The sequence below is a fragment of the Streptomyces sp. NPDC089799 genome (assembly GCF_040684755.1).
Lineage (GTDB): Bacteria > Actinomycetota > Actinomycetes > Streptomycetales > Streptomycetaceae > Streptomyces.
In genome coordinates, this window is record NZ_JBFBGR010000028.1 from 39062 (window position 1) to 64807 (window position 25746).

The window sequence follows — 25746 nt, forward strand, 5'->3', positions numbered from 1 at the left end:
GGCTAAGCGCCGTGGTCTCCATGTCCGAGGCCCGCGGCCCGGGTACGCCTACTCCGGTGCCCGGAATCCGCCGATCCGCTGCTCGAGCAGTTCGGCCAGCCGCAGCGGAGTGCGGTCCTCGAACATCGGACCGATGAGTTGCACCCCCACCGGCAGGCCGTCGGAGGACAGGCCCGCCGGTATCGCGGTGGCGGGCAGGCCGGGCATGGTGGCCAGACCGGCCCACACGAGCTGGTCGAGGTACGGGTACGCGACGCCGTCGATGTCGATCCGGCGTTCCAGCAGATCGGGACCGTGGTCGTGAGGGAACGCGGGAGTCGGCGTGACCGGACACACCACGGCGTCGAACTCGGCGAAGAGCAGCCGCCAGCCGTGACGATGGAGCTCACGACGTTCGTTCGCCTCGATCCAGTCGCGATGACTGAACACCAGCCCGTGCAGCCGCGCCGCGGCGAGACTCCGGTCGTCCGCCCCCGGTCCGGCGGCGCGGCTCCGCAGCTGCTCGTACGCTTCGGCGGGAAGACGCGCACCGCTGCCCGAGAACAGCAACTGCATGTAGAGCGTCGCGGCTTCGCCCAGGTCGGGCAGCAGCGGAGTGTGCCGTTCGACGCGGGCTCCGCCGGCGACGAGTGCGTCGGCCACCCGGTTCACGCCGGCCCGCACCGCGGACCCGGTCGGAAGGAACGGGTGCTCGTCGAGGACCAGGACCCGGAAGTCCCCCAGCCGCTCGTGGCGTGCGGGCGGCAGCGCCAGGTCGTGCGCCACGCCGCGCGTCAGCGGGTCCGGCCCGGCCATCACGTCGAGCAGGAGCGCGAGGTCGCGGGCGGTGCGCGCCATCGGGCCGACGACGGCGAGGTCGAGGTCGACCGGGAGGGCCGGCGTGGCCGGCTGGACCATACCGCGGTTCGCCACCAGCCCGAGCGTCGGCTTGTGCGCGTAGATTCCGCAGAAGTGCGCGGGGGTGCGCAGCGATCCGCCGATGTCGGAGCCGATGGACAGCGCGCCGAAGCCGGCGGCCAGGGCCGCCGCCGATCCACCGGAGGATCCGCCCGCCGTGCGGGCACGGTCCCACGGGTTGTTGGTGGTGCCGTAGATCTCGTTGAAGCTCTGCAGGTCCTGCAGCCCCAGCGGCACATTGGTCTTGCCGAGCACCACCGCGCCGGCGGCCCGGAGCCGCGACACCTGTACCGCGTCCTCGGCCGGCACGAAGTCCCGGTGCACCGGCACGCCCCAGGTCGTGGGCAGTCCGGCGACGTTGTAGGACTCCTTGACCGTCACCGGAACACCGAGCAGCGGCCGGTCCTCGCCCCGGGCACGCGCCCGGTCGGCACCGCGCGCGGCCGCCCGCGCACGCTCGAAGTCCCGTACGCAGATCGCGTTGATCACCTTGTCGTCCCGCTCGATACGGGCGATCGCCTCCTCGGTCAGCTCCACCGACGTCACGTCACCGGCACGCATGGCGGCCACGAGGTCTTCTGCGCTCTGAAAGGTCCGCTTCGAATCCATGAATCCGACCGTATTGACCTCCGGGAGAGGCCATAAAATGCCGATCCGCACAACGGCACGGCCGCATCGACTTGTCGCCGACCGTGACCTCGTCGACCCGGAGGACGTCAGGAGCGGGCGCCGAGCCAGGCCCCGTAGCGGGTGCGGGCGGTCCGTACGGCGGGCCCGCCGGTCAGCGCGTCCCCCTCGACGAGCGCGAACGGGCCCGCCCCCTCGTCGGTGACGACGGCACGGAGGTCCCGACGGGCCGTCAGGGTGAGCCGGCCGAGCTCGTCCAGGGGCAGCACGTCGGGTCCGGCGATGTCGAGGGTCCCGTCCAGCGGGCGTCCGGTGGCGACCTCGGCCAGGGCCTCGACCACCTCGGCCGCCGCGATCGGCCGCAGCGGCGTGGAGGGCAGCCGGACGGTGGTGTCGTCGGCGGTCCAGGAGAGGACGGCGTCGACGAACTCGAAGAACTGGGTGGCGCGGACGATCGAGTACGGGATCGGCCCCTGCTTGAGCAGGTCCTCCTGGAGCGTCTTGGCCCGGTAGTAGTCGAGCTGCGGCACCCGGTCGACGCCGACGATCGACAGGGCGACCTGGTGGCGGACCCCGGCCCGCTCCCCTGCCGCCAGCAGGTTCCCCGTGGTGGTGCGGAAGAAGTCACCCGACGCGGAGTCGAAGGTGGGCGAGTTCGTCACGTCGACGACCGTGTGCGCGCCGGCGAGCGCCGCGTCCAGCCCTGCGCCGGTGGTCAGGTCCACGCCGCCCGACAGGGATGCGGCGACGACTTCGTGCCCGGCCCCGCGGAGCGCGGTGACGAGCCTGGAGCCGATCAGTCCGGTACCGCCGATGACCGTGATCTTCATGGCCGTGACCTCCATCAAGGGAATCGTTGACTCGGAAACTCGGATAAGTCTTGTCCGAGATCATACGCGGATAGAATGTGTCCGAGTCAACGGGAGGGCGCATGAAACTGTCCGGCGGAGTGGAGTGGGCACTGCACTGCTGTGTGGTGCTGACCGCGGCCTCCGAGCCGGTCCCGGCCGCCCGGCTGGCACTGCTGCACGACGTCTCCGCCAGCTACCTGGCCAAGCAGATGCAGGCCCTTTCCCGCGCGGGCCTGGTCACCTCCCTACAGGGCAAGACCGGTGGCTACGCACTGACCCGGCCGGCCTCCGAGATCACTGTCCTGGACGTCGTACTGGCGGTCGACGGGGCGGACCCGGCCTTCGTGTGCACCGAGATCCGCCGGCGGGGCCCGCTGGGGGCCCCACCCGAGAAGTGCACGAAGCCGTGCGGGATCGCGCGGGTGATGGCGGACGCCGAAACCGCATGGCGCGCGTCCCTGCAGGGCGTCACCATCGCCGACCTGGTCGGCTCCGTGGACCGCGACAGCGGCCCCGAGGTGCTCCCGGCCATCGGCACCTGGCTCACCCCGGCCCGCGGTTAGGGCCTGTCCGGCGGATCAGGGTCGGAGAGGCCCTGGGCCGCGTTTCCGGGTCAGCCGGTGGTGAGGGCGAAGGGCCCGTCGTTCGCGAAGACGAGCCTGGCGAAGTTCTCGCCGATCCGGCCGCCCGGCGCATGTCGGTGACGGTGTGCAGGTTCCCGCCGTCCACGGTGGCCCCGGGCGGTGAGGAGGCCGTCGACCAGGAGGCCGTCGACCAGGAGGTCGTAGACGCCGTCCGGTGGCGGCGGGAAGCCTCAATGGACGCGCTTGGTGGGCAGGGTGGGCGCTCATCGCCTCGAGCCTTCGGTTCCCGGGTCGGGTGTGGGGTCGGTAGGCGCGGATCGGCTCCGCAATGCGGTGTCGAGGCAGTCCAGGGTCCAGGCCCAGGACTGCTGCGCGCCGACGTCCGTGTGGTCGAAGGCGCCGGCCGCCTCCAGGTAGGCGTAGCCGTGGAAGACGCATGCCCAGCATGCGGACCGCGTGCGTCTGGTCCGGCTCGGCCAGGTCGTAGCCGCGTTGATGCCCCCTTCCGAAATACCCCTGGGGGGTATAACGTTCCGACTCGGCGAAACCGGATACCCCCAAGGGGTATCAGAAAATGATCTCGGTGGGGGGCAGAGCGGTGTCGGTGTCAACGTCAACGGTCAATCCCCGGCGCTGGTGGGCGCTGGGCGTGCTGGCGACAGCACAGTTCATGGTGATCATGGACACGTCGATCATCGGCGTGGCACTTCCGCAGATGCAGCGGGACCTCGGCTTCACCCAGGGCGACCTGAGCTGGGTCTTCAATGCCTACGTCATCGCCTTCGGCGGACTCCTCCTGCTCGGCGGCCGCCTCTCGGACCTCCTCGGCGCCCGCCGCGTCTTCGCCGCCGGCTGGGTGGTCCTGACCGCCGGATCCGTCGTCGCGGCAGCCGCCGGAAGCCCCGGGGCGGAGATCCTGGGCCGGGCCGTACAGGGAGCCGGCGGAGCCCTCATCGCCCCGGCGTCCATGACGCTGCTGATGATGCTCTTCGGCCACGACCCCAAGGAGCTGGGCAAGGCCCTCGCCCTCTACGGGGCCGCCGCGCCCGCCGGCGGCACGGCGGGCGTGTTCCTCGGCGGGGTGTTCACCCAGTGGGCGTCCTGGCCGTGGATCTTCATCATCTACATCCCCATCGGCATCGCCACCCTCGCCGCCACCGGCCTCCTGCCGGCCGTGGGCCGCCGCCGGGGCGGAATCGACCTCCTGGGCGCAGCCGCCGTCACCGCCGGCCTGGCCCTCGCGGTCTTCGCCGTCGTCCGGGCCCCCGAGACCGGCTGGGGCAGCGCGCCGACCCTGGTGCAGCTGACCGGCGCCGCCGTCCTGCTGGCCGTCTTCCTGGCCATCCAGAAGGCGTCGAAGGCGCCGCTGATGCCGCTGAGCATCTGGCGCACCCCGGGCCTGGGCATCTCCAACCTGGCGATGGCCCTGCTGGGGGCCGCATGGATCCCGATGTGGTACTTCCTCAACCTCTACCTCCAGCAGGTCCTCGGCTACGGCGCCTTCGCCAGCGGCGCGGCCCTGCTGCCGATGACCGCCCTGCTGATGCTGTTCATGACCACGCTCACCGGGCGCCTGCTCGGCCGCTTCGGAGCCAAGCCCCTGATCGCGTCCGGTCTGCTGGTCCTGGCCGCGGGCCTGCTGTGGCTGTCGGCGGTGGAACCGACCGGCACCTTCCTGGTGGACGTCCTGCCCGCCTCGCTGGTCGCCGCGACCGGCATGTCCCTGGCCTACATCCCCGCCCTGATGTCGGCGATGGCCGGCGCCCCCGCCGAGCAGGCGGGCCTGGCCTCCGGCATCGTCAACACCACCTACCAGGTCGGCTCCGCCCTGGGCCTGGCCGCCCTGACCGCGCTCGCCGCCTCCCGGGGCGCGGACCGTCTCGGCGACCTGCCCGCCCTGACCGACGGATTCGGCAGCGCCTTCCTCGGCGCCGCAGCCATCGCCGCAGTCGGGGCCCTGGCCACCGCCCTCCTGATGAAGAACGGCCACTCCCCGGCCGCAGCCCGGGAGCCCGCCGCCGACAGCGAACGCGTCAACGCCTGACCCCCCCCCCGCATATGAGGAAGGGCCGCCGGACACATGTCCGGCGGCCCTTCCTCATGTCGCTACCGGCCCCGGCGAGGGCCGCCGGCCGGAAAGGGGAGAGCCGGCGGTCTCACGCCTCGGACGGCGCAGCACTGGCCTGGCGCTGCCGTCGGCGGTGTTTGCGCATGGACACCTGAGAGCCGCAGCCGGTACTGCAGTACAGCCCTCCCCCATTGCGGGTGCGGTCGAAGAAGCCGAAATGGCACGGGGGGTTCCGGCACGCCTTGATGCGCCCCCAGTCGCTGCTCTGCGCAAACGTCGTCACCGCAGCGAGTACGGTTCCGAACACGCGCGGCACCCCAGCCTGCGGTGAGGCCAGCTCCACGCCGCCGGCCGTGACCACCGTCGCCAGCGGGTAATGCGAACCCACACGTCGCAGGTGCCGTTCGGCGCGCTGCAGCGGCTCGCCCAGACTCTCCTCGTCGCCCGAATGCGCGAGCAGCAGTGTCACCAGGGCATCACGCAGCTCGCGCGCGACCGCGGCGTCGGCGTCGGTCGCCACGGTTTCGCCGCCGAACTCGTCGCGCTCGGCCAGCCACGCCGCGAACGAGTCCCCGTCACCGAACATCTCTCGGCGACCCGAGCCGTCCGCGCGCGTGTTCACGAACGCGAGGACGGTCTCCACCGTCGGCGTGACGGTGCGCGGGCTGGGTTCGGGGGATCCGGCTGCTGCAGCGATCATCCGTCCACATTACCTCAGCGCGAGACGAGCTAACCCATCTAGTAGGCAACCCACCGGCCAATCCGCCTTGACCTGTTGCGAGCTAACGCCTTACGGTCGCAACATGAACGGAACAATCAACCACCAGGCCCCCCTCCGCACATGGCTGATCACCGGCGCGACGTCCGGCATCGGCCGCGAACTGACGCTCCAGGCACTGGAGAACGGCGACACCGTCGCGGCCCTCGCCCGCGACACCTCCCCCCTGGACGAACTGGCGCAAGCGCACGGCGACCGCCTGCTCCTCATCCGGGCCGACGTACGTGACGAGAGAGCCGTCCAGGACGCGGTCGACGGCACGCTCGCCCGGTTCGGCCGTATCGACGTCGTGTCCAACAACGCGGGATACGGACTGTTCGGAGCCGTCGAGGAGGCATCCGACACGCAGGTCCGCGCCGTGTTCGACACCAATGTGTTCGGAGTGCTCAACGTGCTCCGCGCAACGCTCCCGGTGCTCCGCGCCCAGCGGTCCGGTCACGTCCTCCAGGGCTCGTCGGTCTACGGGCAGTCCGCCCATGCCGGCGTGGGTCTGCTGGCCGCCACCAAGTACGCGGTCGAGGGACTCTCGGACGCGCTCGCCGCCGAGGTCGCACCGCTCGGCATCAAGGTCACGATCATCCAGCCCGGGATGACCGCGACCCCCTTCCTCGCCAACCTCGACGTCGCAGCCGGCCTGGACGACTACGACCAGACCGTCCGCGAGGTCCGGAAGGGCATCGGAGAGATGCCGGAGTCCGCCTTCTCCGCCGCGGCGCGGATCGCCGCCGGCATCCGGACCGCGGTCGACAGCCCCAACCCTCCGCTGCGCCTGGCCCTCGGCGTCTCCAGCGCGGCCGGCATGCGCCCCGCCCTGGAGGCGCGGATCGCAGACCTGGACGGCTGGCAGCACGTGACCGACGCCGTCGACAGCTAGCAAGCGCCGAACCCCGCCGGGAACACGGTCGGGGCGGAGGAGTCCCGTCCCTCCTCACCGCCCGGCCATGACCAGGGCGTCCGGGTCGAAGCCACGGCAGATGGCTTCGACCCGGACCCCTCTCAGCGCCGTACGAAGACCACTTCGGGATCGGCAGCCGTCGGGCCGTCCAGCCGGGGAGCCGGCCGGTCCTTCAGGTGCCGGTCGAAGAAGTCGAGCACGTACGCGCGGGTGATCTGCTGGGAACGCGTGCCGGACAGGGGGGTTTCGGGGTGCGCGTAGCCGGCCTGGTCGCCGAGGACCGGCCAGTCGGTGAAGCCCGGGTGCCCCATCCCCGTGACGGTCACCCACCGCCTCCAGCCCTCCAGGCGCGGCCAGGCGTCCTCCCAGCTGGTGTCCTCGAAGTCCGGCGGCAGCAGGGCCGGGTCACCGCCCATCAGCAGGAAGGGGCGCCCGCCCAGGCCCGATTCCGGCAGCGGGGTGAAGAAGGTCCCGTCCATGTTCACCCCGGCGTCCACCCGCGGGTCGGCGGCCATGGCCGCGGCGGCGGAAGCCCCGCCGATGGAGTGTCCGGCCATGCCCACGCGCCGGCCGTCGATCAGCCGGGCGTGGCGCCAGGCGGGCCGCGGCCCGGTGAGCCGGTCCAGCAGGAACGCCACGTCCTTCGCCCGCCCCTCGGAGACCCGTCCCAGCGAGCGGTCGGGGAAGACCTGCCCGCATGCGGTGCAGGGGAGGACCCGGCCGCCGGGGAAGACCGCCGCGTCCGCCTCGTAGGCGTGGTCCACCGAAGCCACCACGTAGCCGCGGGAGGCGAGTTCCTCCGCGAGCCCGGTCAGCGACGAGCGGGGCAGGGTGAAACCGGGGGACAGGACGACCAGCGGGTACGGACCCGCTCCCCGGCGGGGCTCGGCACCGTCCCTGGAGTGCGTCCGTACCGCGGCGACCTGCTCGGGCGTCACGTACCGGCCCAGTTCGCCGCGCTCGGCGAGCAGCGCCCGTGCCTCGTCCACCGTCGTATAGGCGGCCGGGCGGCCGGTTCCGGGAACGGCGGGATAGTGCAGCGACACCATCAACTCGCGGTCGGCACTGGGCACCCAGGGGTCCTTGCGCTCCCGGTCGACCAGATGGACCGTGTCCCGGCCCACCGCGAAGCCTCCGGTGGGCCGGGGCAGTTCCAGCCGTACGCCGTCCGCCGCGGGCCCGCCCGGCCCGTCGGCCACGGCCGCCGAAGCTCCGCCGGCAACCGGCCCCAGTCCGCCGCAGAGGCCCACCGCCGCCACCACGGCAGCCACCCTCATGATCATCTTTCTCATGCCCGCACCCTACTTGAAGTAAGGCAAGCCTCACCTAACCGAACCGGAAATGGCTTGAAGCAGGCTGCCCAGACCCCCGCCGACCGGATTCGGCCCCCGGGTACGGGGCCCCGAGGAAGCGCCCCGCACCTCGGAAATCGCACCTACCGGTGGTCCGCGCTGCCACCACCGCAACCCTGCGGCGCACCGCCGCCGACTCGGCCCACCAAGCCCGCCTCCTCGCCACCCGCAACCCCCGCGGCCGGACAGGCGCCGCCCGCCGAGGGCCGCTCATCCGGCCGCGCGGACCGCCCGGAGCGCGGGGTCCGGCAGCCGCCCGAAGAGAGTGACCTGCTCGGCCGCCGACGTGCGGCCACCGAACAGTGCCGCCGGGTGGCGGGAGAGGGAGGCGACCGCACGGGTCCACCGCTCGCCCTGGGTCGCGGGACCGGGCTGTCCGATCCAGGTGTTGTACTCGCCCTGCCGGGTGTCGGCCGTGTCCAGCGACCCGGTCTCCACGGGAATGTGCCCGGAGGTCACCCAGCGGTCGCCGTCCTCCTCCCCCGACACTGCGATGACGTACCGGTGGCCCGGGCGCAGCCGCGAGGCCGTGTCCGTCTCCTCGTACGCCGCGTACACGGTCACGGTGGCGGGCACGGTGCCCCGGAACACGTGCGCCGTGCGGACCCGGTACGCCACCTGTACGGCGTCCTGGGCGTAGGGCAGTCTGAACGAGGGGTACGCGCCGATCACTTGGCCCCACACGAGCGCGTCGGAGTGCCCGGCGAGGTCGGCATCGTCGGTGGGCCGGTAGACCAGACAGCCGCCCACCGTCGGGAAGACCTCCGGGACCGGCTGCGGCGCGGCGGCCACCAGGACCGCCCCGGCCGCCGCGAGAACGGCCATGGTGCCGGCGTACCGACGGTTCGAGGCGGGCCCGGCCCGGCCCGCGGGGACGATGCGCATCCCGGGACGGTAGCGCCCCCACCGCCGGCACGATCGTTTCGGCAGCCGACCTGTCGCCCGATGGAAGCACACCGGCCGTACGGAGGGGGCCGGACCGGCCGCGGACCGCCGCCGACAGCGCCGGGCAGGAGGCCGCCGGGGTCAGTTCGCCCCCCCAAGCCCACTTCCCGCGGTGCCTGTGGTGCCCGGCACCGCCTCGTGTGGACGGCGCGGTGCCCGGCACCGCCTCGCGTGGACGGCGGTGCCGAACGGCCGTGTCCTCCCCGACCCGGTCAGCGGTCGAAGTGGATGCGGTTGCGGGGCACCGGTGGTTCGAGGATCTGGATCAGGGCGTGGGTCATGCAGTAGCCGCCGCCGAGACCGATCATCAGGACGTGGTCACCTGGCTGGAGGCGGCGTTCGCGGATGAGGTGGTCCAGGCCGAGGAACTGGTCGGCGGGGCCGACGTGGCCGGTCTGGCGGGCGTAGTACCAGGTGGTGCGCTCGCGGGTGAGGCCGAGGGGTTCGGCGAAGTAGAAGTCGTTCATCTCCCAGGCGGACGACGGGACGATGGTGTGCTTCACCTCCTTGGGGTCGAGGTCCGCCTCGGCCACGACGGCTTTGAGGCTGCGGTCCAGGGCCTTCCAGATGAGGTGTTCGTGGGGTTGCTGACCGGTGTCGGAGAGGAACTTCCGACGTTTCGCGGTCCATTGGTCGTCGTCGGTCTGGGTCAGCTCCCTGCTGATCTCCTCGAGTTCGGGTACCGCGGTGTGTGCGGTCGTGCAGAGCCGGGCGAAGCCGGAGCGGCGGGACATCAGGAGTGCGCCGCCACCGTCCGCCATGATCATTCCCGGGCTGCCCTGCCAGCGGTCCAGGTGCTCCGGCGGGAAGATCGACGCGCCGGTGACCAGGGCCTCGCCGTCGGGGCGGGCGGAGAGGTGGCCGGCGGCCGCGAGCAGACCGGCCATGCCGCCGTTGCTGGCGGCCCGCAGCTCGTAGCACTCGGCGTCGGTGGCGGCGAGGACACGCTGGAGGTACTGGGCGGGGGTGCTGTGTGCCTGGAGCCCGACGGTGGTGTACAGGAGCAGGGAGAGCTCCTCGGGCTCGGCTGCCGCGTTGGTGAGTGCGTCGACGGCGGCCCGGGCCGCCATGCGCACGGCGAGCTGCTCGGTGCTGGTGGTGGTGAAGGAGGAGCCGAGCTGGTCGGCGCGGCGCTGTTTGATCAGGCCGCGGGCGACGGCGTCGGAGGTGGCGGTGGCTTTCGGCAGCCACCGTCCCGTGGAGCGGATGAGGATGTCGTCCCATTTCATGACCGGGCCGCCGTTTCGGTGGTGTCCGACGGGGCGGGCGTCGCCGTGTCGGGGATGCCGAGGGTGAGGGATCGTGCCGGGCCGGCCGCGAGGTCGACGCGGCCGGTGGTGCGGTCGAGGGTGCCCAGGACCGCGCCGTGGATGCCGTGCATGCGCACGAGGGTGGTGTCTCCGACGAGGGCGTGGACGCTGCCGGGGGCTGTCGAGGCCGGTGCGTGGAGGAGGATTCCGGCAGCAGGATGTGCGCGGGTGAGGGCGGTGTCGTTGCGGGGTGTGGCGAGGTCGATGGCGTCGATGCCGGCGAGCGCCGCCAGGGGGACGGGGGCGTCGTCCGGGGCCGTTGCGAGGACTGCGGTCTGGATCATGGCGTCGAGGGTGAGTGCGGGGATGACGAAGGCCTCGAAGGCGAGTTGCCAGTGCGGCGCGAGCGCGAACCGGGCGCCGGCCCCGTGCCGGTCCAGCTGATGGCCGGTGGTGGAGGCGAACGGTCCGGTGAGCTGGACCAGCGGGTTGGGGTGGTGCAGGGCGATCCCGGGTGCCGGGCGGCCGGGCTTGGGGTGCTCCTGCGTGGGGATGGGGTGCCGGTCGGGGGAGAGGAGCACGTCGACGCTGTGGCAGAGGCGGTCCCGGACCAGGACCGTGCCGTTGCGGCTGGTCCGGTCGGTGAGGATGCGGACCCGGACCCGGCGGCCGCCGTCGGGGGCGGCCTCGGGCAGGAGGTGTGCCCGGGTCCGGATCACCAGCGGCGGATGGCCGGGGAGGACGGTCAGGGCACTGTGACAGCGCAGGTCGCGGAATCCGACGACGTGAAGCTGCGGTGCCAGGGTCAGGGCCGCTTCGGCTGCGATTTCGAGGGCGAAGGTGCCGGGCACCACCGGGAGACCCTTGACGGTGTGGTGGGCGATCCAGGGATCAGGATCGTCCGGATCGAGGCTGTGGCGCATGCGGCGCTCGAAGACGCCGTCACCGGCCTCGTCCGCCAGGCGGCGTCCCAGAAGCGGTGAGGCCGTCGTGGGCCGACGCGGGGCAGGGGCAGGGGCAGGGGCAGCGGCAGCGGCAGGGGTAGAGGTGCCGGCAGGGGCCGAGGCAGAGTTGCCGACGGGGACGGAGACAGAGGCAGAGGCAGAGGCGGTTTCCCGGGGCTGGGGTGCCGGCGTAGTGCCTCCGGGGCCGATGAAGGCCAGGGCCGGTACATGGGTGTGGTGGGCGAGTGCCTGGAGGAGCTGTCCGGCGCCTTGGGACGGGGTGATGACCTCGTAGCGGCCGGTGCTCGCGATCTGCTCGGCGAGGAGGGGATCGGCCCCCGCCCCCTGCCCCGACCACACGGCCCACATGAGGCTCGACTCCGCGGCCTCCGGCGTGGTGTGGCGGCGCGCGGCGCAGGTGAGGAAGTCGTTCCCGGCGACGTAGTCGGCGTCCCCGGGATTGCCGAAGACGACGGACATCGAGCTGAAGTTGCACCACAGGCGCGGCGGGCTGTCGCGCAGGGCGTCCTTCAGGTTGAGGTAGCCGAGGACCTTGATGTCCCGGACGGTGCGGAAGTCCGCGAGGGGTTTGAAGCCGAGGGCGCGGGACCTGATCTCGGTGGCGGTGTTGAGCAGCAGGTCGATGCGGCCGTGGCGGTCCAGGACGTGCCGGACCGTCCGCGTCACCTGCTCGGCATCGGTGAGGTCGCAGGTGAGGTAGTGAACGCGGTCGGCGCCGCACTGTTCTCTGAGCAGGGCGAGGTTCCGGGCGACCTCGTCGGCGCGGACGAGACGCGCGTGGGAGGCCTTGATGTCCTTGACGGGGACGGACGGGTCCTGGGCGCGGGTGCGGCGGATGTGGTCGGCCAGGGAGGGCAGGGGCTCGGCGTCGGGGTCCGGCAGGGGGGTGCGGCCGAGGACGTAGAGGTGAGGGGCCTTGTCGGCGGTGAGGGCGAGGAGGAGGGAGGGGGTGAGGCCACGCGCTCCGCCGGCCGCGAGGATCACCGACTCCCCGTCCAGCGCGAACGGCGCCGCCGGCGCGGCGGCATCGACCGGACCCCCCGGTGCGGCGGCAGAGACCGGCCCCGCCGGTGCGGCGGGGGCCATCCGGTAGCCGAGGCGTTTGCCGTCCAGGTGGACGACGGCGGCCCCCGGGACGCGTTGTGCCGATTCGGCCGCCAGGAGGTCCAGGGCCTTACGTGGCGCCAGGTCGCCGGTGAGCACGGTCAGGGAGGCACAGTCGGGCAGTTCCGTCGCGAAGGAACGCACCGATCCGGTGAACAGGCCGCTGAAGGGGTGCGGGACCCCGTCGGGGAGGGCCTGGGTGAGCAGCGCGGTGATGCTGCCCGTCGCGAGAGGACCGGCCAGGGCGTTGGTGACGGCGAACGCGAGGTCGTGCAGGGCCAGTACCCGGGCCGTGTCGGCCGGCGAGGTGGTGGCGGGAAGACGGGTCAGGATCCGCACGTGCCGAGGAGGTGCGTCCAGGCCGGCCAGGACGGTCGCCGCGTCATCGGCCCGGACGGGCACGGCCCGGGGTGTCGGAGCGGCGGCGGGAGACCACAGGTGGACGCCGGGCGCGGCGGGCACGAGGTCGGCCAGGAGCGGGTCGTCGCACAGCACCAGCGTCCCGGGGCCGAACAGGTCGGGCCCTGCACCGGTGCGGGGCTGCGACGGGGGGAGCTCGTGCAGGCCGTAGTCCATCGCCCGGTACTGCAGGGCGCCGTCCTGCGGCTCCGGGAGGGAATGCCCGGCCCGGTCGGATCCGGATGCGGTGCCGGCCGTTGCGGCGGGGGCGATGTGGACCGCCGGAGCACCCGGGGTGCGCGGGGAGATGACGGTGTCGGCACCCGTCGTCAGGGCCCTCAGCACCGCGAGGGCCCCGGCCGCGGCGCGGTAGTGGGGGCCGTCGGCGAGGTGCTGGCCGTCCTTGGGGGCCTCCGGGTCGTCCGGCCGGGACCGTCGGGTCCGTACGGTCGCGAGGACGGGCAGGCCATGGCGGGACGCGGTCCGTGCCCGGGTGACGGCGAGAACGACCGCGCCCTCCCCCGGCGCGCGTTCGCCGCGGACATCGAGGGTGCCGGCCGGCGTGTCGGCCTCCGGCAGGGTGTTGCCGTCCGCGGCGCAGACGAGCACCAGGTCGCAGGAGCCGTTGTGCAGCCAGCGCTGGGCCTGGCGCAGCGCGGAGAGGGTGCTGTCGGTGTCGGCGTGGCAGGTGGTGATGGGGCCCTGGAGGTCGTGGTAGTTGGCCACCCGGCCGGCCACCAGGCCCGTCGGGGCCCCGGTGAAGGAGTGGGCGTGGGGTGACGCGGACCCCTCGGTCACGGCGGTGGCCAGGAGCGAGCGGAGTTCCTCGGCGGCTTCGGCGCCGCGGAGCGCCGCGACCCGTGCCGCTGCGTCGTTGAGGTGGATGTGGCCCATCGCTTCGACCTGGCGCCGCGTCATGGTTCCGGCGGCGGCGACCACGGCGGTGGTCGGGCGCAGCTCGTCCCAGGCCGCCCCGAGGGCGGGGGCGAGATCACGGACGGCCTGGACGGACATGATCTGGGTGCGGTCGATCTGGCGGAGGGTGGGGGGCGGGATGCGCAGCGGAGGATCCGTCGGATGCGGGTAGCGGTCACCGAACCCGGACCCGGGGGGCGGCCCTTCGCCGCGCAGCCAGCTGTCGACCGTGTCGGTGGCGGCACCGGGGAACAGCGCGGTGCGGGCGACGATGACGATGTCGTCCCGGGCGGTGTCCGCAAGGGCGGGCTCGCGGGTCCGCAGGCTCGGGTGGTCGTCGGTGAGGATGACGTGGCCGTTGACCCCTCCCAGCCCGGCCGAGCAGACGGCGACGGTCCGGGGGCGTTCCCCGCGCGGCCAGTCGATGTCCCGCACCGGGACGTCCACGGGATCGGCGGACCGTCCGTCCACGGAATCGGCGGACCTTCCGCCGGCGGGATCGGCGGACTCTCCGGCAGTGGGGGCCGGCAGGCGCTCGAAGTGGGGCTGGCGCAGGATCCGGTCGTGGCGCAGACCGAGCACGGCGTGGAGCAGTGACACCAGGCCGGCGTTGGCGATGGTGTGGCCGAACACCGCCTTGGCCGAGGTGACCGGGCAGGGGCTCTCACGGCCGGCCAGGGCCTCCCGGAGCATGCCGAGCTCGACCTCGTCCCCCCTCGCGGTGCCCGTGCCGTGGGCGATGATCCAGTCGAGGTCGGCGGCCGAGATGCCGGCTTCCCGCCAGGCGCGGCCCAGCGCGAGCGACTGGCCCCGGGCGGCGGGGGCGTGAATGGAGGCGGCCCGTCCGTCCGCGGACAGACCGATGCCGCGGATCACCGCGTGCACGGTGTCCCCGTCGGACCGGGCCCGGTCCAGGCGCTTGAGGACGAGGGTGACGCTCCCCTCGCCGGTACGGGTTCCGGAGGACCGCTCGTCGAAGGGACGGATCTCGTCCCCGGTCGACAGCGTGCCGGTGGCCGCGAACATCCGGCACAGGCTGGGGCTGATCACGACGCTGGACGTGCACAGGGCGATGTCGCAGGTGTCCTGTTGCAGTGCGCGGACCGACGCGTCGAGGGCGTAGAGGCTGCTCGCGCAGGCGGATTCGGCGACCACGCTCTCCGCGTCCGCGGGTACGAGGCCTTCCAGAGCGCGGTGGAGGTAGAAGGGCGCCGTGGACAGCTCCGGGGGGAGGCTGTCGCGCTGGTAGTGGGCCGCCAGGATGTCGCCGGTGTGCTCGTGCAGCCAACGCGCCCCGGGCATGTCCTCGATGGCCCGGGCCAGATGGCGTGCGTAGGTCTGGGCGAGCACGTCGTGGTAGAGGTGCGGGTACTCGTGTTCGCCCGAGGTGGCGGCCGCACACAGCCAGCGGTCGGTGTCGTGGGTGCGGAGCCCGTCGAGGGCCTGGAGGGCCGAGTGCCGAAGGAACGTCATGACGGGCGGAGCATCGGCCGGCCAGTCTCCGGCGGCGAGCTCGGCGGCCAGGCGCGGGTGCGGCCTGAGCCGGTCGATGAAGCCGCCCAGGGCCGCATTGCGCGGCTCGGGCGGCATGACGTCCTCCGGGTTCCACAGTACGGGCGCCCGGAAGCGGTTGCGGCCGGCCTCCAGGACGTCCCACACCTCCTCCGGTCCGCTGGCGCCGGCCAGGACGGCGCCGTACCCCACAACCGCGACGGGTGCGTTGCTCATCGTCTTCTCTCCGGATTCTTCTGATCGGGCAGGGGCGACACCGGTGACCGCCGGGCCGGGGGCAGCCGGGCGGTGCGGTGCGTGTGGTGCGGGCAGGCGCCGTACGGGCAGGGTGGGGTCCCGGGACCACGAGCTGGCCCAAGGGCGTTCGGACACCCCCACCGGCCGGCCGTGGTCGGGGTCGGGCGGCATCGGCCGGCGTCGGCCCGACGGGGGTCCCGGCCGTGTGCGGGGGAGGGAGCGCTTCGGAGCCCCACGAGGTGAGGCAGGAGCACCCGCACCGACCGCCCCCACACGCAGCGGGACCGCTCCTGGTGTCGGCCGGTCACTGCGGATCGTCATGGATCGCCATGGATCGCCATGGATCGCATGGCGAGCGGCTTACAGGGAGAGGCCCGTGGCGGGGTTCGTGCCGGGGCCCGTGACAAGCGACTGTGACAAGAGACGCATGACGAAAGGCCGAGGTCGTCCAAGGCCGCATGCCGTGACCGGGCCGTGTCGCCTGACGGCTGTTCACGGCCCGGGTCCTGCGGTGACGGGTGTGTTCCCCGGCGGTGGACTCCCGGTCCCCGTCGGGGACGCGATCGTGCTAGAGCGCGGCCCGGGCCTCGAGGACGGCGTCGGCGATCCTGCCCAAGGTGGCCAGTTCGAGGAGGCGGGGGTTGTGCCGCAGGCCCTCGACGCCGAACACCTCTCCGGTGCGTCGCAGGAGGGCCAGTTGCTGGAGGGACTCGACTCCGAGGACCGCCTCGAGATCCGCGTCCTCCTCCAGCACCTCCTCGGGGTACTCGAGGGCCTCCGCGTACATGGTGCGCAGGCGGGCCAGCACCTCCTGCCGATCGAGTACGGCGGGTGCTGCGGTCACGGTGGGTGCTGCGGTCACGGCGGGTGCGGTCGGCGGGGCGGTCACGTCGGACCCGGTCGCCCCCGTGGGCCGGGACGGCGTGGGGGCGGGGTGCTCCGTGGTCGTGATGGCGGCGGTGACGGGCTCGTGGACCGCGGATGCGGGAGCCCCCGCCCGGGCGGGGGCGTCCGTGAGGGAGACCAGTGCGTCCGGCACTCTGCCGTAGCTCTTGTTCTTGCCCTTCCCCTTCCCCCTGCCCTTCTTGCCGCGGCTCTTCCCGGACCCGGCGGTTCCGCCGGGGGCCGAGGCCAGGGCACCGGAGGCGAGGCCCCGGAGCACGGCGGCCGGACCGGCCGGATCGGCCAGCGGGACGTACACGTCAATGCCCGGCAACGAAGCCTCCGCGAGGGGGCCGACGACCGGTCGGGCTCCGCAGTCCACGAAGACGTTGACACCCTGCCCGTGGAGGTCCCGGAGGGAGTCCAGGAGCCGAACGGGACTGGTCAACGCGCCGATGGTCATCTCCAGCGGGTCCTCGTCCCCCACCTCGCACCCCAGCGTCGGGGACCAGATCCGCAGGTGCCGGCCGCCGTACGGCACCGGGGCCTGCTGCGCCCTCAGCGCGCGCGCCGCCGGGCCGAGAGCCGGGGAGTGCGAGGCGTGCGGGACGTCGAGTTCGGCGGTCGGCCACCCCAGGAACTCGGCGATCCGGCCGGCCCGCGCGACCGCGGCAGCCGGCCCGCTCAGCACGCACTGGCGCGGCGCGTTCACACAGGCCACCACCAGATCGGGGTCCCCGACCAGTGCCGCGAGGCTGCGCGCATCGGCTTCCCGGGTCCCCACCGCCAGCATCGCCCCCGGCCAGTTCTGCCCGGTCAGGGCCCGGGAACGGGCCACCGCCAGACGGGCCGCGTCCTCGATCGCAAGATGACCGCCAGCGGCCAGCGCCCACAGCTCCCCGATGCTCTGCCCCGCCACGGCGAACGGCTGCAGACCGCATTCGGCAGCTGCCGAGCACACCGCCGCGGAGACCGCGAAGATCTCCAGGTACTGCGCGTCCGGATCAGCCGTCATCGGTTGCGGCGCGCTGTCATTGACCAGCCGGGGAGACACCTTCTCCATGCCCAGCTCCACCGCAACCTCGTCGATGCGGGCCAGCACGTCCCCGACGGAGCCGAACTCCTGCGCAAGCTCACCCAAGACGCCACTGCGAGGTCGGGGAACGGTCCCCGGTATCAGCAGGACAACCCGTCCGTCCATGTCGAAACTCCCTTTTCTCCATTACGTGCGTGGTCGTGCGTGGTCTTGCCGCCGCCCCGGTGTCCGCGATCCGGATGACCTCACCAAGGCCGCCGGAAGTGGAATCCTGAATTCTTCACGTACGGCACCGGCAAGGAGAAAGGAAATTCCACTCCCCAGGATTCCCGGTGACACGGATAGGTGCTCCGGATGCCGGCGGTGGTTCCCTTCTGCCCGTGGTTCTCGCACTCCACCGCAGTCACGTGCCCGACATGGCAGCGGCGAGGAGTGATCCGACGGCAGCCGCTGCGGCGACCCATGCGGAAGGGTGCACGGATTGACTCCCCTTTATTCACCGCACCCGGCCGACACTCGACCAAAGGTGTTCGGAACAGACGAATAAACCCTACGTGCGCCCCATGGAATATCAAGTTCCTTTCCCTTTTCTGTCTTCCGGCAAAATTCGCCATGCCAGTCCTGAAATCGACGAGTGAGTGGCCGGAATAGGGGATACCGCCGTCGGAAATACGCTTCGTCGCCCTGCCGGCCGTGACGTCAGGGACGCTCGCAGGCACTGCCGTGTCCGCCGTGTACGGAGCGGCGGACCCGAAACGTCACCGCGGTGTCGCTGCGTCACTACCTCGTGCCCGCCATGAACGCCCCCCAGCCCGCGGGCCGTCGGCCCGCAACTGCCGCAAGAAGCGGCCCAAGGCCTGTCTGATGATTGATCTTGTGGCAGGTCGAGAGGCGAGTTGAAGGATGCGGCGCGGCAGCGGATGGAGCCGTCGTTGCCGCCGGTGGACGGGGGTGACCGTCCGGGGCGTGATCACCGCCAGATGGCCAACGGTGTGCTGTGGCGGCTGCGGACCGTGCTCGATGGCGGGCCTCCACCATCAACCGGGCCCACCAGCACGCTGCCGGCGCACGCATAAAAGGGGCCGCGGACGAGCGAATTGGAAGATCCGGCCGCTCGCAGACGCGCCAGGCCCTCGGCCGGTCCCGAGGCGGGTGACCACCCAGCCCCACCTCGCCGTCGACGGCCGTGGCCTCCTCCCTGTCCATCGTGCTCACGCCCGGCAACGTCAACGACGCCACCGCGTTCGGCCAGGTCCTCGCGGGGGTCACGATCCTCAAGCACCGCGACCAAACGGCCAACCGCCGGCCCCATCGGTTTCGTTTCGTGAAGTAGGAGGCACAGTACTCCTCGTTGATCAGAGGAATGATCTTGTCGAGGTCGGTGATGCAGCCCCAGAGGCAGGAGATGCCGCTGTCGTCGAGTCCGCCGTTCAGCTCTCTCTGTACGAGGCCGGCGACGTCGGCGTCCAGGAGGACCAGGTTTACGCCGTCGAAGTCCACGCCGCGAAAACCGTCGGGGAACAGCGCGTGCAAGTGGTCCTCCCACACCCGGGCGAGGCTGCCGCCGGGCTGTGCTCCGCCCACGTCGGCGGCTGTCGCCTCTGCCGTGGACGGTGGGCGAAGGAGCAGGGCGACGGTTTCATTTGGTTGACCGCTCGCCGGCATCTCCGGCCCTTCCCCGTGCGCGAGGTCGCGGCGCTGTATTACTCGAAGTGTGGAGGAGGGTGAGGTCAGGCAGCGAGGCGGCCTGCCTGCTCGCGGAGTTCCTGGGCTTCTGGTACTCCGCTGTAACACCGCAGGCGGACGGGCATGTCCTGGAGGGCGGCCTGGACGTTCAGGGAGCGAATGCCGTCGGCGCAGTCGAGGAAGTCGCGCCAGGTCGCCATGGCTCCGTCGACGTCGCCTTGGCGGAGGCGGACGCCACCGAGATCGGCGAGGACGATGTCGCGGGTGGTGTCCGGGCCGTCGTGGGGGCCGACGGCTCTCAGCTGCCAAAGGCGCCGGAGCAGAAAGCAGTGTCGTCGGCCGGCGCCTGGTGCATGACGTCGAGTCGGCTGTTGGGACGGCTGCCCTGCGAGCCGGCGGCGCCCGAAAGTTGGGCGCGCACGGCGGCGGAGCCGCCCCAGTCGTGCAGGTCGCGCAGCTGGCCGCGGTCTCGCCGAGGTGTCTGTCGGCCTGGACGGCGTAGGCTTCGCCCCAACCCCCTCCTCACCGATGTTGGAGTTCCCGCATGCCTCACCGTACCGGCCTCGTTCTCGACTTCGGAGGTGTGCTCACCACGCCGCTGCTGCCCGCTGTGTTGAACTTCGAGAAGCGAGAAGGGCTTCCGCAGGGTGCCTGTCTCAAAGCGTTGTACATGGACGAAGAAAGCGTTCGGCTAACGCACGAGCTGGAGCGCGGCGCGATCAGTCAGACTGAATGGAACGATGGCGCCGCCCCCAAGCTCGGAGTCTCTCCGGATAATCTGATGGGCCGGATCTTTGCGGATCTGCGGCCTGAGCGACTCCTGATCGATGCGGCCGACGCAGCGCAGCGGGCCGGCATCAGAGTCGGCATCCTGTCCAACTCGGTAGGGCGTTCTCCCTGGAACCTGTACGACGGATACGACCTCGACATCCTCTACCACAGTGTGGTGATCTCCGAGGACCACGGGCTGCGCAAGCCCGACCCGGAACTCTTCCAGGTCACGCTGAAGCTCATGGGGCTGTCTGCCGAGGAGTGTGTCTTCGTCGATGACACCGAGGAGTACGTTCAGGCGGCCGAGGAGCTCGGCTTCGCGGGAGTACTCGCACAACACCCTGACCAGACGGTCTCTCAGCTAGAGGTCCTGTTGGGCATACCGCTGGCCTGAAGGCGTTCGCCGAGATCACGTGCTGAAAGCCCGCATTCTGATCCAGCCGTAGTCGTCACGGAGCCCCTTATTCCGCCAGGCTCGTACGGCGCGGAGGCGGTTGCCGCATGAATGCCTCCGTAATTTCCGCGCTGAATGGTTCCGTTTGCCATGCGTCGGTGATGTCATGCCAGCTCTGGTCACGTAGATGCCTCGGTGGGGCCTCTGTTCCCCACCGCGGCCGAGTACGACTGGTTGCTCTTCGACCCGCGTCAGACCCGGGGACGATGATCGGGGCTTCGATGACGAGGCGGACGGCGACTGGTATGTCCAGGTGTGGCTGAGGGACGACAACACCTACCAGCTTGAATTCCGCGACGGGACCGCGGCGGAGCACTATCAGACTCGGACGATCTCCCAGGAGAAGGTGATCGCCGCCTTGAGCGGCTGGGCGGATGGGCGTCCGGAGTGGAAGGGCGCTTTCATGTGGAACAACATCAGCGCCTTCTTCGCTGACGCAGACGTGCCCATCCAACCGGATGCCCCTGACACCCAGAATCCTCCTCCAAGGGCTGTCATGTGAGCTCGCGGTCCGAGACGACCGCCGCTTCCGCCAAGGCCTGCGGCCCGGGGGCAGGCGGGCAGGCGGGCGGGCGGTTGGTCAGGCGGTCTTGGCGAACGTGTGGAGATGTTCGCGGAGGAAGGCGTGCAGTGTCCTGGCGGGGCGGCCGAGGATGGTCTCGATGGTGTCGTTGGGAGATTCCGGGCGGGCGATGGCCAGTTGCTGGATCTCCACCACGTGGCCGGCGAGCCAGGGCGGCATGTGCGCGGTGGACAGGAGGTGGCTGCGGAACTCGCTCGGTGGCAGGTCGATGTGGCGAACGGGGCGGCAGGTCAGCTCGCCGAGTAGACGGGCGAGCTCGGGGTGGCTGAAGGCCCGCGGGCCGGTCAGGGTGTAGGTGGCGCCGGCAAGGCTGGGGCGCAGGAGGGTCTCGGCGGCGACGTCGGCGATGTCTCGGACGTCGATGTAGTTACAGGGTGCCTCGCGCATGGCCCCGATGAGTACGCCCTCGGCGATCGCTGGGGCGTTCAGGAGCAGCTTTTGCATGAATGCGTAGGGCCGGAGCAGCGTAGCCGTCATTTCGGTTGTCGCCAGGTGTTCCTCGACCCGCCAGTGGGTGCGCGAGATGGCCACCGGTGAGGCGGGCTCGGCTGCTGGGGCGGAGAGTTTGACCACGTGCCGTACCCCGCAGTGCGCTGCGGCGTCTATCACATTGGTCTCCAGCTCGGCTTGACGCGGGCTGTTGGCCATGGCGAGGAACAGTTGCGTGGATCCCTCGAACACGTCGCGGAGCGTCTGAGGGTCCGCGGCGTCCGCACCGACGATCTCGACCGGCGTGTTCGTGCCGATGGCGGCGCGCAGATTGTCGGGCGTACGGCTGACGGCGCGGCAGGGGACTTCGAGTTCGATGAGCCGCCGGAGCAGGGCGCTGCCGGTGGCGCCGGTGGCGCCGATGATGGTGATCACAGTGTGCCTTTCGCGGGTGAGGGGTCTGGAGAATCGGATGGGAAGGGTTGGGTCAGGTCTGTTGCCGGGATGTCGTGCCGTGCCACCGCCAGGTGACGATGGCGGTGGCCAGGCCGGCCGACAGCGGCAGGTCGATCCGCAGCCGCTCCAGCCATCCGGCATCGGGCACCGGTGTGTGCGACGGCAGCCAGTCGGATCCGAACCATCCGGCCAGGCCGGCGATTCCGGCCGCTGTCATGGCAAGTGCGAGGGTGAGTACCGGTCGCGGCGCCGAGGCTGTCCAGCGTCGGGGTCGGCCACGGCGGTGCAGCCATGCGCCGACGATGCAGGCCACCAAGGCCGATGTGGCTCCGATGGAGGTGAAGGCGGCCCTGGTCAGTTCGGGCCGGCCGCTGAGGAATCCGCCGAGCCCGGCGGTGAGCGCGGGGGCCAGGTAGGCGGTCGCGACTTCCTTCCACAGGGTGAACGGACGCGTGGCGAAACCGCGCTGGGAGGTTCCGGGAGGGGCAGTCATGCGACTCCTCGAAAATAATTAGCTAGCTAACTAGTTGATTAGGTGGCTAACTACTAGGGTGTGGGACAGAGTGCCGCGCGGCCGAGGCGGCCGCCCCCGCGCGGAAGTGATGCCGCAGCTATTCGGCAGTCAATGCGCCGATCCGCTGAGTGATCCGCTCCAGGAGGTCCAGGAACAGCCCGCGTTCGTCGGCGGCCAGTCCACCGACCAGCGCCTCAAGCCGTGCGAAGTGGTCCGCGGCCATATCGCGCAACCGCCGGCTGCCGCGCGCCGTGAGTACGACCACTGCGCCCCGCCCGTCCTCCGTCGAGGCGCGGCGAGCCACCAGACCCTCTCGCTCCAGGCCAACGACCAGGCCGGTCACTGTGGCGCGCGAGACACCAAGGCTCTTCGCGAGCTGCGACGGCGACTTCTCCCCGTCACTGTCCTCGAGATCCACCAGGAGGCGGTAGCGCCCGGTCGACAGCCCGGAACGCGCAAAGTGCACTTCGGACGCCCGGTCCAGGCGCGCCCCGGCAGCCATCAGGCGCACCGCGACAAGCACCGCCTGCGGGTCGGCCTCAAGCCCGTACCGCGCGATCTGCTTCCGCGCCTGTTCGAGCGTGGGTGCAGCGCCGGGGTTCGCATCCTCGTCACTCATGAGAAGTAATATGGCGGCTAACTACCTTCCGGTCAAGTCGCCGAGAGCCTCGCAGCCGCAGACTCCGGACGGCTCCGCCCCCGACGACAGCCCGCCGCGCCCGGGAGCCTCACCGCAGACCTGGTCATCGGTGCCGTGAACGAGCGTGACGTGCCCGGTCGTCTGCGGTACCCGGCCGGCATTTGCGCGGGGCTGTTCTGGTCCCACGTCCGCCCGTACGGGGAGGTGTACCTCGATATGGACGCTCGGCTGCATCTCACCCCAGGTACGGTGCCCGGCCCCGTGCCACGGCCGCTCTCTTGACGGAACCAGGGACAACGGCGGCGAGTGTCTGATGGAGTGACGTGGTGAAGGCACCGGTGTGATGCGTGCCCCAGTTCCGGACTGATCTCTCAAGGGGAAGGCCGAGGATGTTGTCGGAGGCAATGACTGCGCTGGCCGCGGCGGGAGGCACTGCGGTGGTGCAGGCCGCAGGCACAGAGGCATGGACAGGCGTACGCCAGCAGGTAGCCCTTTGGTTCGGCCGGGGCAATCCGCAGCGCGAGCACGCCCAGCTGGAGCGCCTCGATCAGACCGCGGCCGAGCTGGAGGCGGCTCGGCCGGCCGAGGTGGAGCAGTTGCGTATCCGTCAGGAGGCAACGTGGCAGGGCCGGATCGAGGCCCTGCTGGAAAGTCTGGAGGACATCGAGCAGGCCCGGGTCGCGGATGAGCTGCGCACCCTGCTGGCCCAACAGACCTCCCACAGCAGTGTGTCAGCCGGCCAAAAGGGACTGGCCTTTGGCGGAAACGTGGACGTCCGGGCCGACCACGGGTCCGCTGCCGCCGTGACCATGGGGAATGTGACACTGGGAAACCCTTCCAAGCCGGGTCCGCACCAGGGCTGAGCGCACCCGGCACCGCCTCGGCCGCACCGACCCACCACATCAGCGGCATCTTCGCCGACCACGGCAGCATTGCCGTCGGCTACGCCGAGCAGATCCACCACTCTGCACCGCCCCGTACCCCGGCGGCTTGGCCGCACCAGGTCGGTGTACTCCCGCCCCGCGCCTTGTCCTTCCAGCACCGGGCCGAGGTCGACCAGTTGCGGACGGCGGTCGACGGCGGGGGCACTGCGGTACTCAGCCAGGTACTGACCGGGACCGGCGGGGTCGGCAAGACCCAGCTGGCTGCCGACTACGCCCGCACTGCCTGGGACAGTGGAGGGGTCGACGTACTGGTGTGGATCAGCGCGAGCAGCCGCTCAGCGATCACGACCGGCTATGCACGGGCCGGCGTAGAGGTCCTTGCCGTCGATCCTGGCGACCCCGAGCAGGCTGCGCGGGTATTCCTGGCCTGGCTGGAGCCCAAAGCCGGCCAGAAGCCGTGCCGCTGGCTGGTCGTACTGGACGACATCGCGGACCCTGCCGACATGCGCGGCTGGTGGCCGCCCTCCAGCCGGCACGGCCGTGTCCTGGTCACCACGCGCCGCCGCGACGCGGCCCTGACCGGCGTCGGCCGACGCCTGGTCACGGTGGGCTTGTTCACCCCTCAGGAGGCCACCGCCTACGTCACCGCCGCACTCGCCGCGCACGACCGCCACGAGTCAACCGACCAGACCACCAGCCTCGCCGCGGACCTGGGGTACCTGCCTCTCGCCTTGGCCCAAGCCGCCGCCTACATCATCGACTCGGGCCTGACCTGCGCCTCCTACCGAGAGCTGCTGGCCGACCGAGTCAGGAAGCTGGCCGACTTGCTGCCGGAGCCCTGCCTACTGCCCGACGACCAGACTGCCACCGTGGCCGCCACCTGGTCCCTGTCCATCGAACGTGCCAACCGGATCCGTCCGGCGGGCCTGGCCCGCCCCATGCTGCAGTTGGCCGCCCTGCTCGACCCCAACGGCATCCCCGCTGCGGTCCTCACCAGTCAGCCCGCCCTGGCGCACCTCACCGAGCACCGCACCCCCGGCAGCACGGGCGGCACTCATCAGTCGGCACAGATCTCGGCCGAGGACGCGGTACTCGCGCTGCGGGCCCTGCACCGACTCAGTCTCATCAACCTCACCCCCGATACTCCCCAACAAGCTGTCCGCGTCCACCAGCTCATCCAGCGTGCCACCCGTGACACGCTCACCCCCGACCAGCACGACCAGCTTGCCCTCACGGCCGCCGACGCCTTGATCGCGGCATGGCCCGACATCGAACGCGATACCGCACTTGGTCAGGCCCTACGCGCCAATACCGATGCCCTCAACCGGTACGCCCACCAAGCCCTATGGCACCCTCAGGGACACGAGGTGCTCTTCCGCACGGGGGGAAGCCTCGGGCAGAGTGGCCAGGTCGTCGCCGCTGCCCATCACTTTCAACACCTTGTAGAGGCATCTGGCCAACGCCTCGGACCCGACCACCCCAATACCCTGGACGCCCGCGTCAACCTTGCCCACTGGTGGGGAATAGCGGGGGATGTGGCAGGGGCCGCAGCCGCCTATGAACAACTGCTTCATGACGCGCGGCGGGTGCTGGGCCCAGACGCCCCCCGCACCCTGGTCATCCGGGGCTACCTCGCAGTCTGGCGGGGGCAGGCCGGGGATGTGGTCGGCGCGGCTGGTGCCACGACGGAGCTGTTGGCCGAAGAAGAGCGGATCTTGGGCCCAGACCACCCCGACACTCTCACCACCCGGTTCACCCTCGCCGAATGGCGCGGGCAAGCGGGGAATGCAGCCGGGGCCGCAGCCGCCTTCGAACAGCTGCTGGCCGACCAAGAGCGGGTGCTGGGGCCAGGCCACCCCAGAACCTTCACCACCAGGAGCCGCCTCGCTCACTGGCGGGGGGAGCTGGGGGATGGGGCCGGGGCTGCCGCCGCCTCTGAACAGCTGCTGGCCGACCAAGAGCGGGTGCTGGGGCCAGGCCACCCCAGAACCTTCACCACCAGGAGCCGCCTCGCTCACTGGCGGGGGGAGCT

Annotated in this window: 19 protein-coding genes and 2 pseudogenes; 8 read left to right on the plus strand and 13 right to left on the minus strand. The window is 71.5% G+C overall.

Features of this window, described 5'->3' with window-relative positions; translation table 11 throughout:
• Positions 1-48: 48 nt before the first annotated feature.
• Both AB0O36_RS26855 and AB0O36_RS26860 read right to left on the minus strand, forming a co-directional pair.
• Positions 49-1506, minus strand: a complete 1458-nt coding sequence (locus tag AB0O36_RS26855) for an amidase (RefSeq protein WP_365114770.1) — start codon at positions 1504-1506, stop codon at positions 49-51.
• Positions 1507-1613: 107 nt separating this feature from the next.
• Positions 1614-2354 (minus strand): NAD(P)H-binding protein, encoded by a 741-nt coding sequence (locus AB0O36_RS26860; protein ID WP_365114822.1) that lies wholly within the window; start codon positions 2352-2354, stop codon positions 1614-1616.
• A gap of 101 nt (positions 2355-2455) precedes the next feature.
• Here AB0O36_RS26860 and AB0O36_RS26865 point away from each other — a divergent pair, with 101 nt between their 5' ends.
• On the plus strand, positions 2456-2938 hold the full coding sequence (locus AB0O36_RS26865; RefSeq protein WP_365114771.1) for an Rrf2 family transcriptional regulator: 483 nt from the start codon (positions 2456-2458) through the stop codon (positions 2936-2938).
• A gap of 284 nt (positions 2939-3222) precedes the next feature.
• On the opposite strand, the pseudogene AB0O36_RS26870 reads toward AB0O36_RS26865, so the two are convergent.
• A pseudogene (locus AB0O36_RS26870) lies at positions 3223-3451 on the minus strand (TetR-like C-terminal domain-containing protein); the annotation flags it as partial.
• 112 nt (positions 3452-3563) lie between these two features.
• Between AB0O36_RS26870 and AB0O36_RS26875 the strand changes: the two are divergent.
• Positions 3564-5003, plus strand: a complete 1440-nt coding sequence (locus AB0O36_RS26875; RefSeq protein WP_365114772.1) for an MFS transporter — start codon at positions 3564-3566, stop codon at positions 5001-5003.
• A 112-nt stretch (positions 5004-5115) separates the two neighbouring features.
• On the opposite strand, the gene AB0O36_RS26880 is transcribed toward AB0O36_RS26875, so the two are convergent.
• Positions 5116-5727 carry a CGNR zinc finger domain-containing protein gene (locus AB0O36_RS26880; RefSeq protein ID WP_365114773.1) on the minus strand — a complete coding sequence of 204 codons (612 nt, stop codon included), beginning with the start codon at positions 5725-5727 and terminating at the stop codon, positions 5116-5118.
• A gap of 103 nt (positions 5728-5830) precedes the next feature.
• Between AB0O36_RS26880 and AB0O36_RS26885 the strand changes: the two genes are divergently transcribed.
• Positions 5831-6679 (plus strand): SDR family NAD(P)-dependent oxidoreductase, encoded by an 849-nt coding sequence (locus AB0O36_RS26885; protein WP_365114774.1) that lies wholly within the window; start codon positions 5831-5833, stop codon positions 6677-6679.
• 122 nt (positions 6680-6801) lie between these two features.
• On the opposite strand, the gene AB0O36_RS26890 is transcribed toward AB0O36_RS26885, so the two are convergent.
• The 5 genes from AB0O36_RS26890 to AB0O36_RS26910 form a co-directional block, all read right to left on the minus strand.
• Positions 6802-7992, minus strand: coding sequence for an alpha/beta hydrolase (locus tag AB0O36_RS26890; RefSeq protein WP_365114775.1), 1191 nt, complete (start codon positions 7990-7992; stop codon positions 6802-6804).
• A gap of 270 nt (positions 7993-8262) precedes the next feature.
• A complete protein-coding gene (locus AB0O36_RS26895; RefSeq protein ID WP_365114776.1) occupies positions 8263-8937 on the minus strand; it encodes a hypothetical protein in 675 nt (224 codons plus the stop codon).
• Positions 8938-9209: 272 nt separating this feature from the next.
• Positions 9210-10226 carry a ketoacyl-ACP synthase III family protein gene (locus tag AB0O36_RS26900; protein WP_365114777.1) on the minus strand — a complete coding sequence of 339 codons (1017 nt, stop codon included), beginning with the start codon at positions 10224-10226 and terminating at the stop codon, positions 9210-9212.
• Positions 10223-15358: an SDR family NAD(P)-dependent oxidoreductase gene (locus tag AB0O36_RS26905; RefSeq protein ID WP_365114778.1), complete on the minus strand. Its 5136-nt coding sequence runs from the start codon at positions 15356-15358 to the stop codon at positions 10223-10225. The genes AB0O36_RS26900 and AB0O36_RS26905 overlap by 4 nt, the downstream gene beginning before the upstream one ends.
• A 589-nt stretch (positions 15359-15947) precedes the next feature.
• Positions 15948-17402 (minus strand): acyltransferase domain-containing protein, encoded by a 1455-nt coding sequence (locus AB0O36_RS26910; protein WP_365114779.1) that lies wholly within the window; start codon positions 17400-17402, stop codon positions 15948-15950.
• An 815-nt stretch (positions 17403-18217) separates the two neighbouring features.
• On the opposite strand from AB0O36_RS26910, the pseudogene AB0O36_RS26915 reads away from it, so the two are divergent.
• Positions 18218-18555 (plus strand): annotated as a pseudogene (locus tag AB0O36_RS26915) (transposase); the annotation flags it as partial.
• A gap of 472 nt (positions 18556-19027) precedes the next feature.
• Here AB0O36_RS26915 and AB0O36_RS26920 read toward each other — a convergent pair.
• Positions 19028-19183: a hypothetical protein gene (locus AB0O36_RS26920; protein WP_365114780.1), complete on the minus strand. Its 156-nt coding sequence runs from the start codon at positions 19181-19183 to the stop codon at positions 19028-19030.
• A 344-nt stretch (positions 19184-19527) separates the two neighbouring features.
• Here AB0O36_RS26920 and AB0O36_RS26925 point away from each other — a divergent pair, with 344 nt between their 5' ends.
• Together AB0O36_RS26925 and AB0O36_RS26930 are read left to right on the plus strand one after the other, a co-directional pair.
• Positions 19528-20148, plus strand: a complete 621-nt coding sequence (locus AB0O36_RS26925) for an HAD-IA family hydrolase (protein ID WP_365114781.1) — start codon at positions 19528-19530, stop codon at positions 20146-20148.
• 313 nt (positions 20149-20461) lie between these two features.
• Complete coding sequence (locus tag AB0O36_RS26930) at positions 20462-20710, plus strand: hypothetical protein (RefSeq protein ID WP_365114782.1); 249 nt, start codon at positions 20462-20464, stop codon at positions 20708-20710.
• 78 nt (positions 20711-20788) lie between these two features.
• On the opposite strand, the gene AB0O36_RS26935 is transcribed toward AB0O36_RS26930, so the two are convergent.
• The 3 genes from AB0O36_RS26935 to AB0O36_RS26945 form a co-directional block, all read right to left on the minus strand.
• On the minus strand, positions 20789-21655 hold the full coding sequence (locus AB0O36_RS26935) for an NmrA family NAD(P)-binding protein (RefSeq protein ID WP_365114783.1): 867 nt from the start codon (positions 21653-21655) through the stop codon (positions 20789-20791).
• A 52-nt stretch (positions 21656-21707) separates the two neighbouring features.
• Positions 21708-22169 (minus strand): hypothetical protein, encoded by a 462-nt coding sequence (locus AB0O36_RS26940; RefSeq protein WP_365114784.1) that lies wholly within the window; start codon positions 22167-22169, stop codon positions 21708-21710.
• Between the two features lie 118 nt (positions 22170-22287).
• Positions 22288-22809 carry a MarR family transcriptional regulator gene (locus AB0O36_RS26945; RefSeq protein ID WP_365114785.1) on the minus strand — a complete coding sequence of 174 codons (522 nt, stop codon included), beginning with the start codon at positions 22807-22809 and terminating at the stop codon, positions 22288-22290.
• A 425-nt stretch (positions 22810-23234) separates the two neighbouring features.
• Between AB0O36_RS26945 and AB0O36_RS26950 the strand changes: the two genes are divergently transcribed.
• On the plus strand, positions 23235-23693 hold the full coding sequence (locus AB0O36_RS26950; RefSeq protein ID WP_365114786.1) for a hypothetical protein: 459 nt from the start codon (positions 23235-23237) through the stop codon (positions 23691-23693).
• 164 nt (positions 23694-23857) lie between these two features.
• Positions 23858-25746: tetratricopeptide repeat protein (locus tag AB0O36_RS26955; protein WP_365114787.1), on the plus strand; the 1889-nt coding region annotated here is incomplete at its 3' end.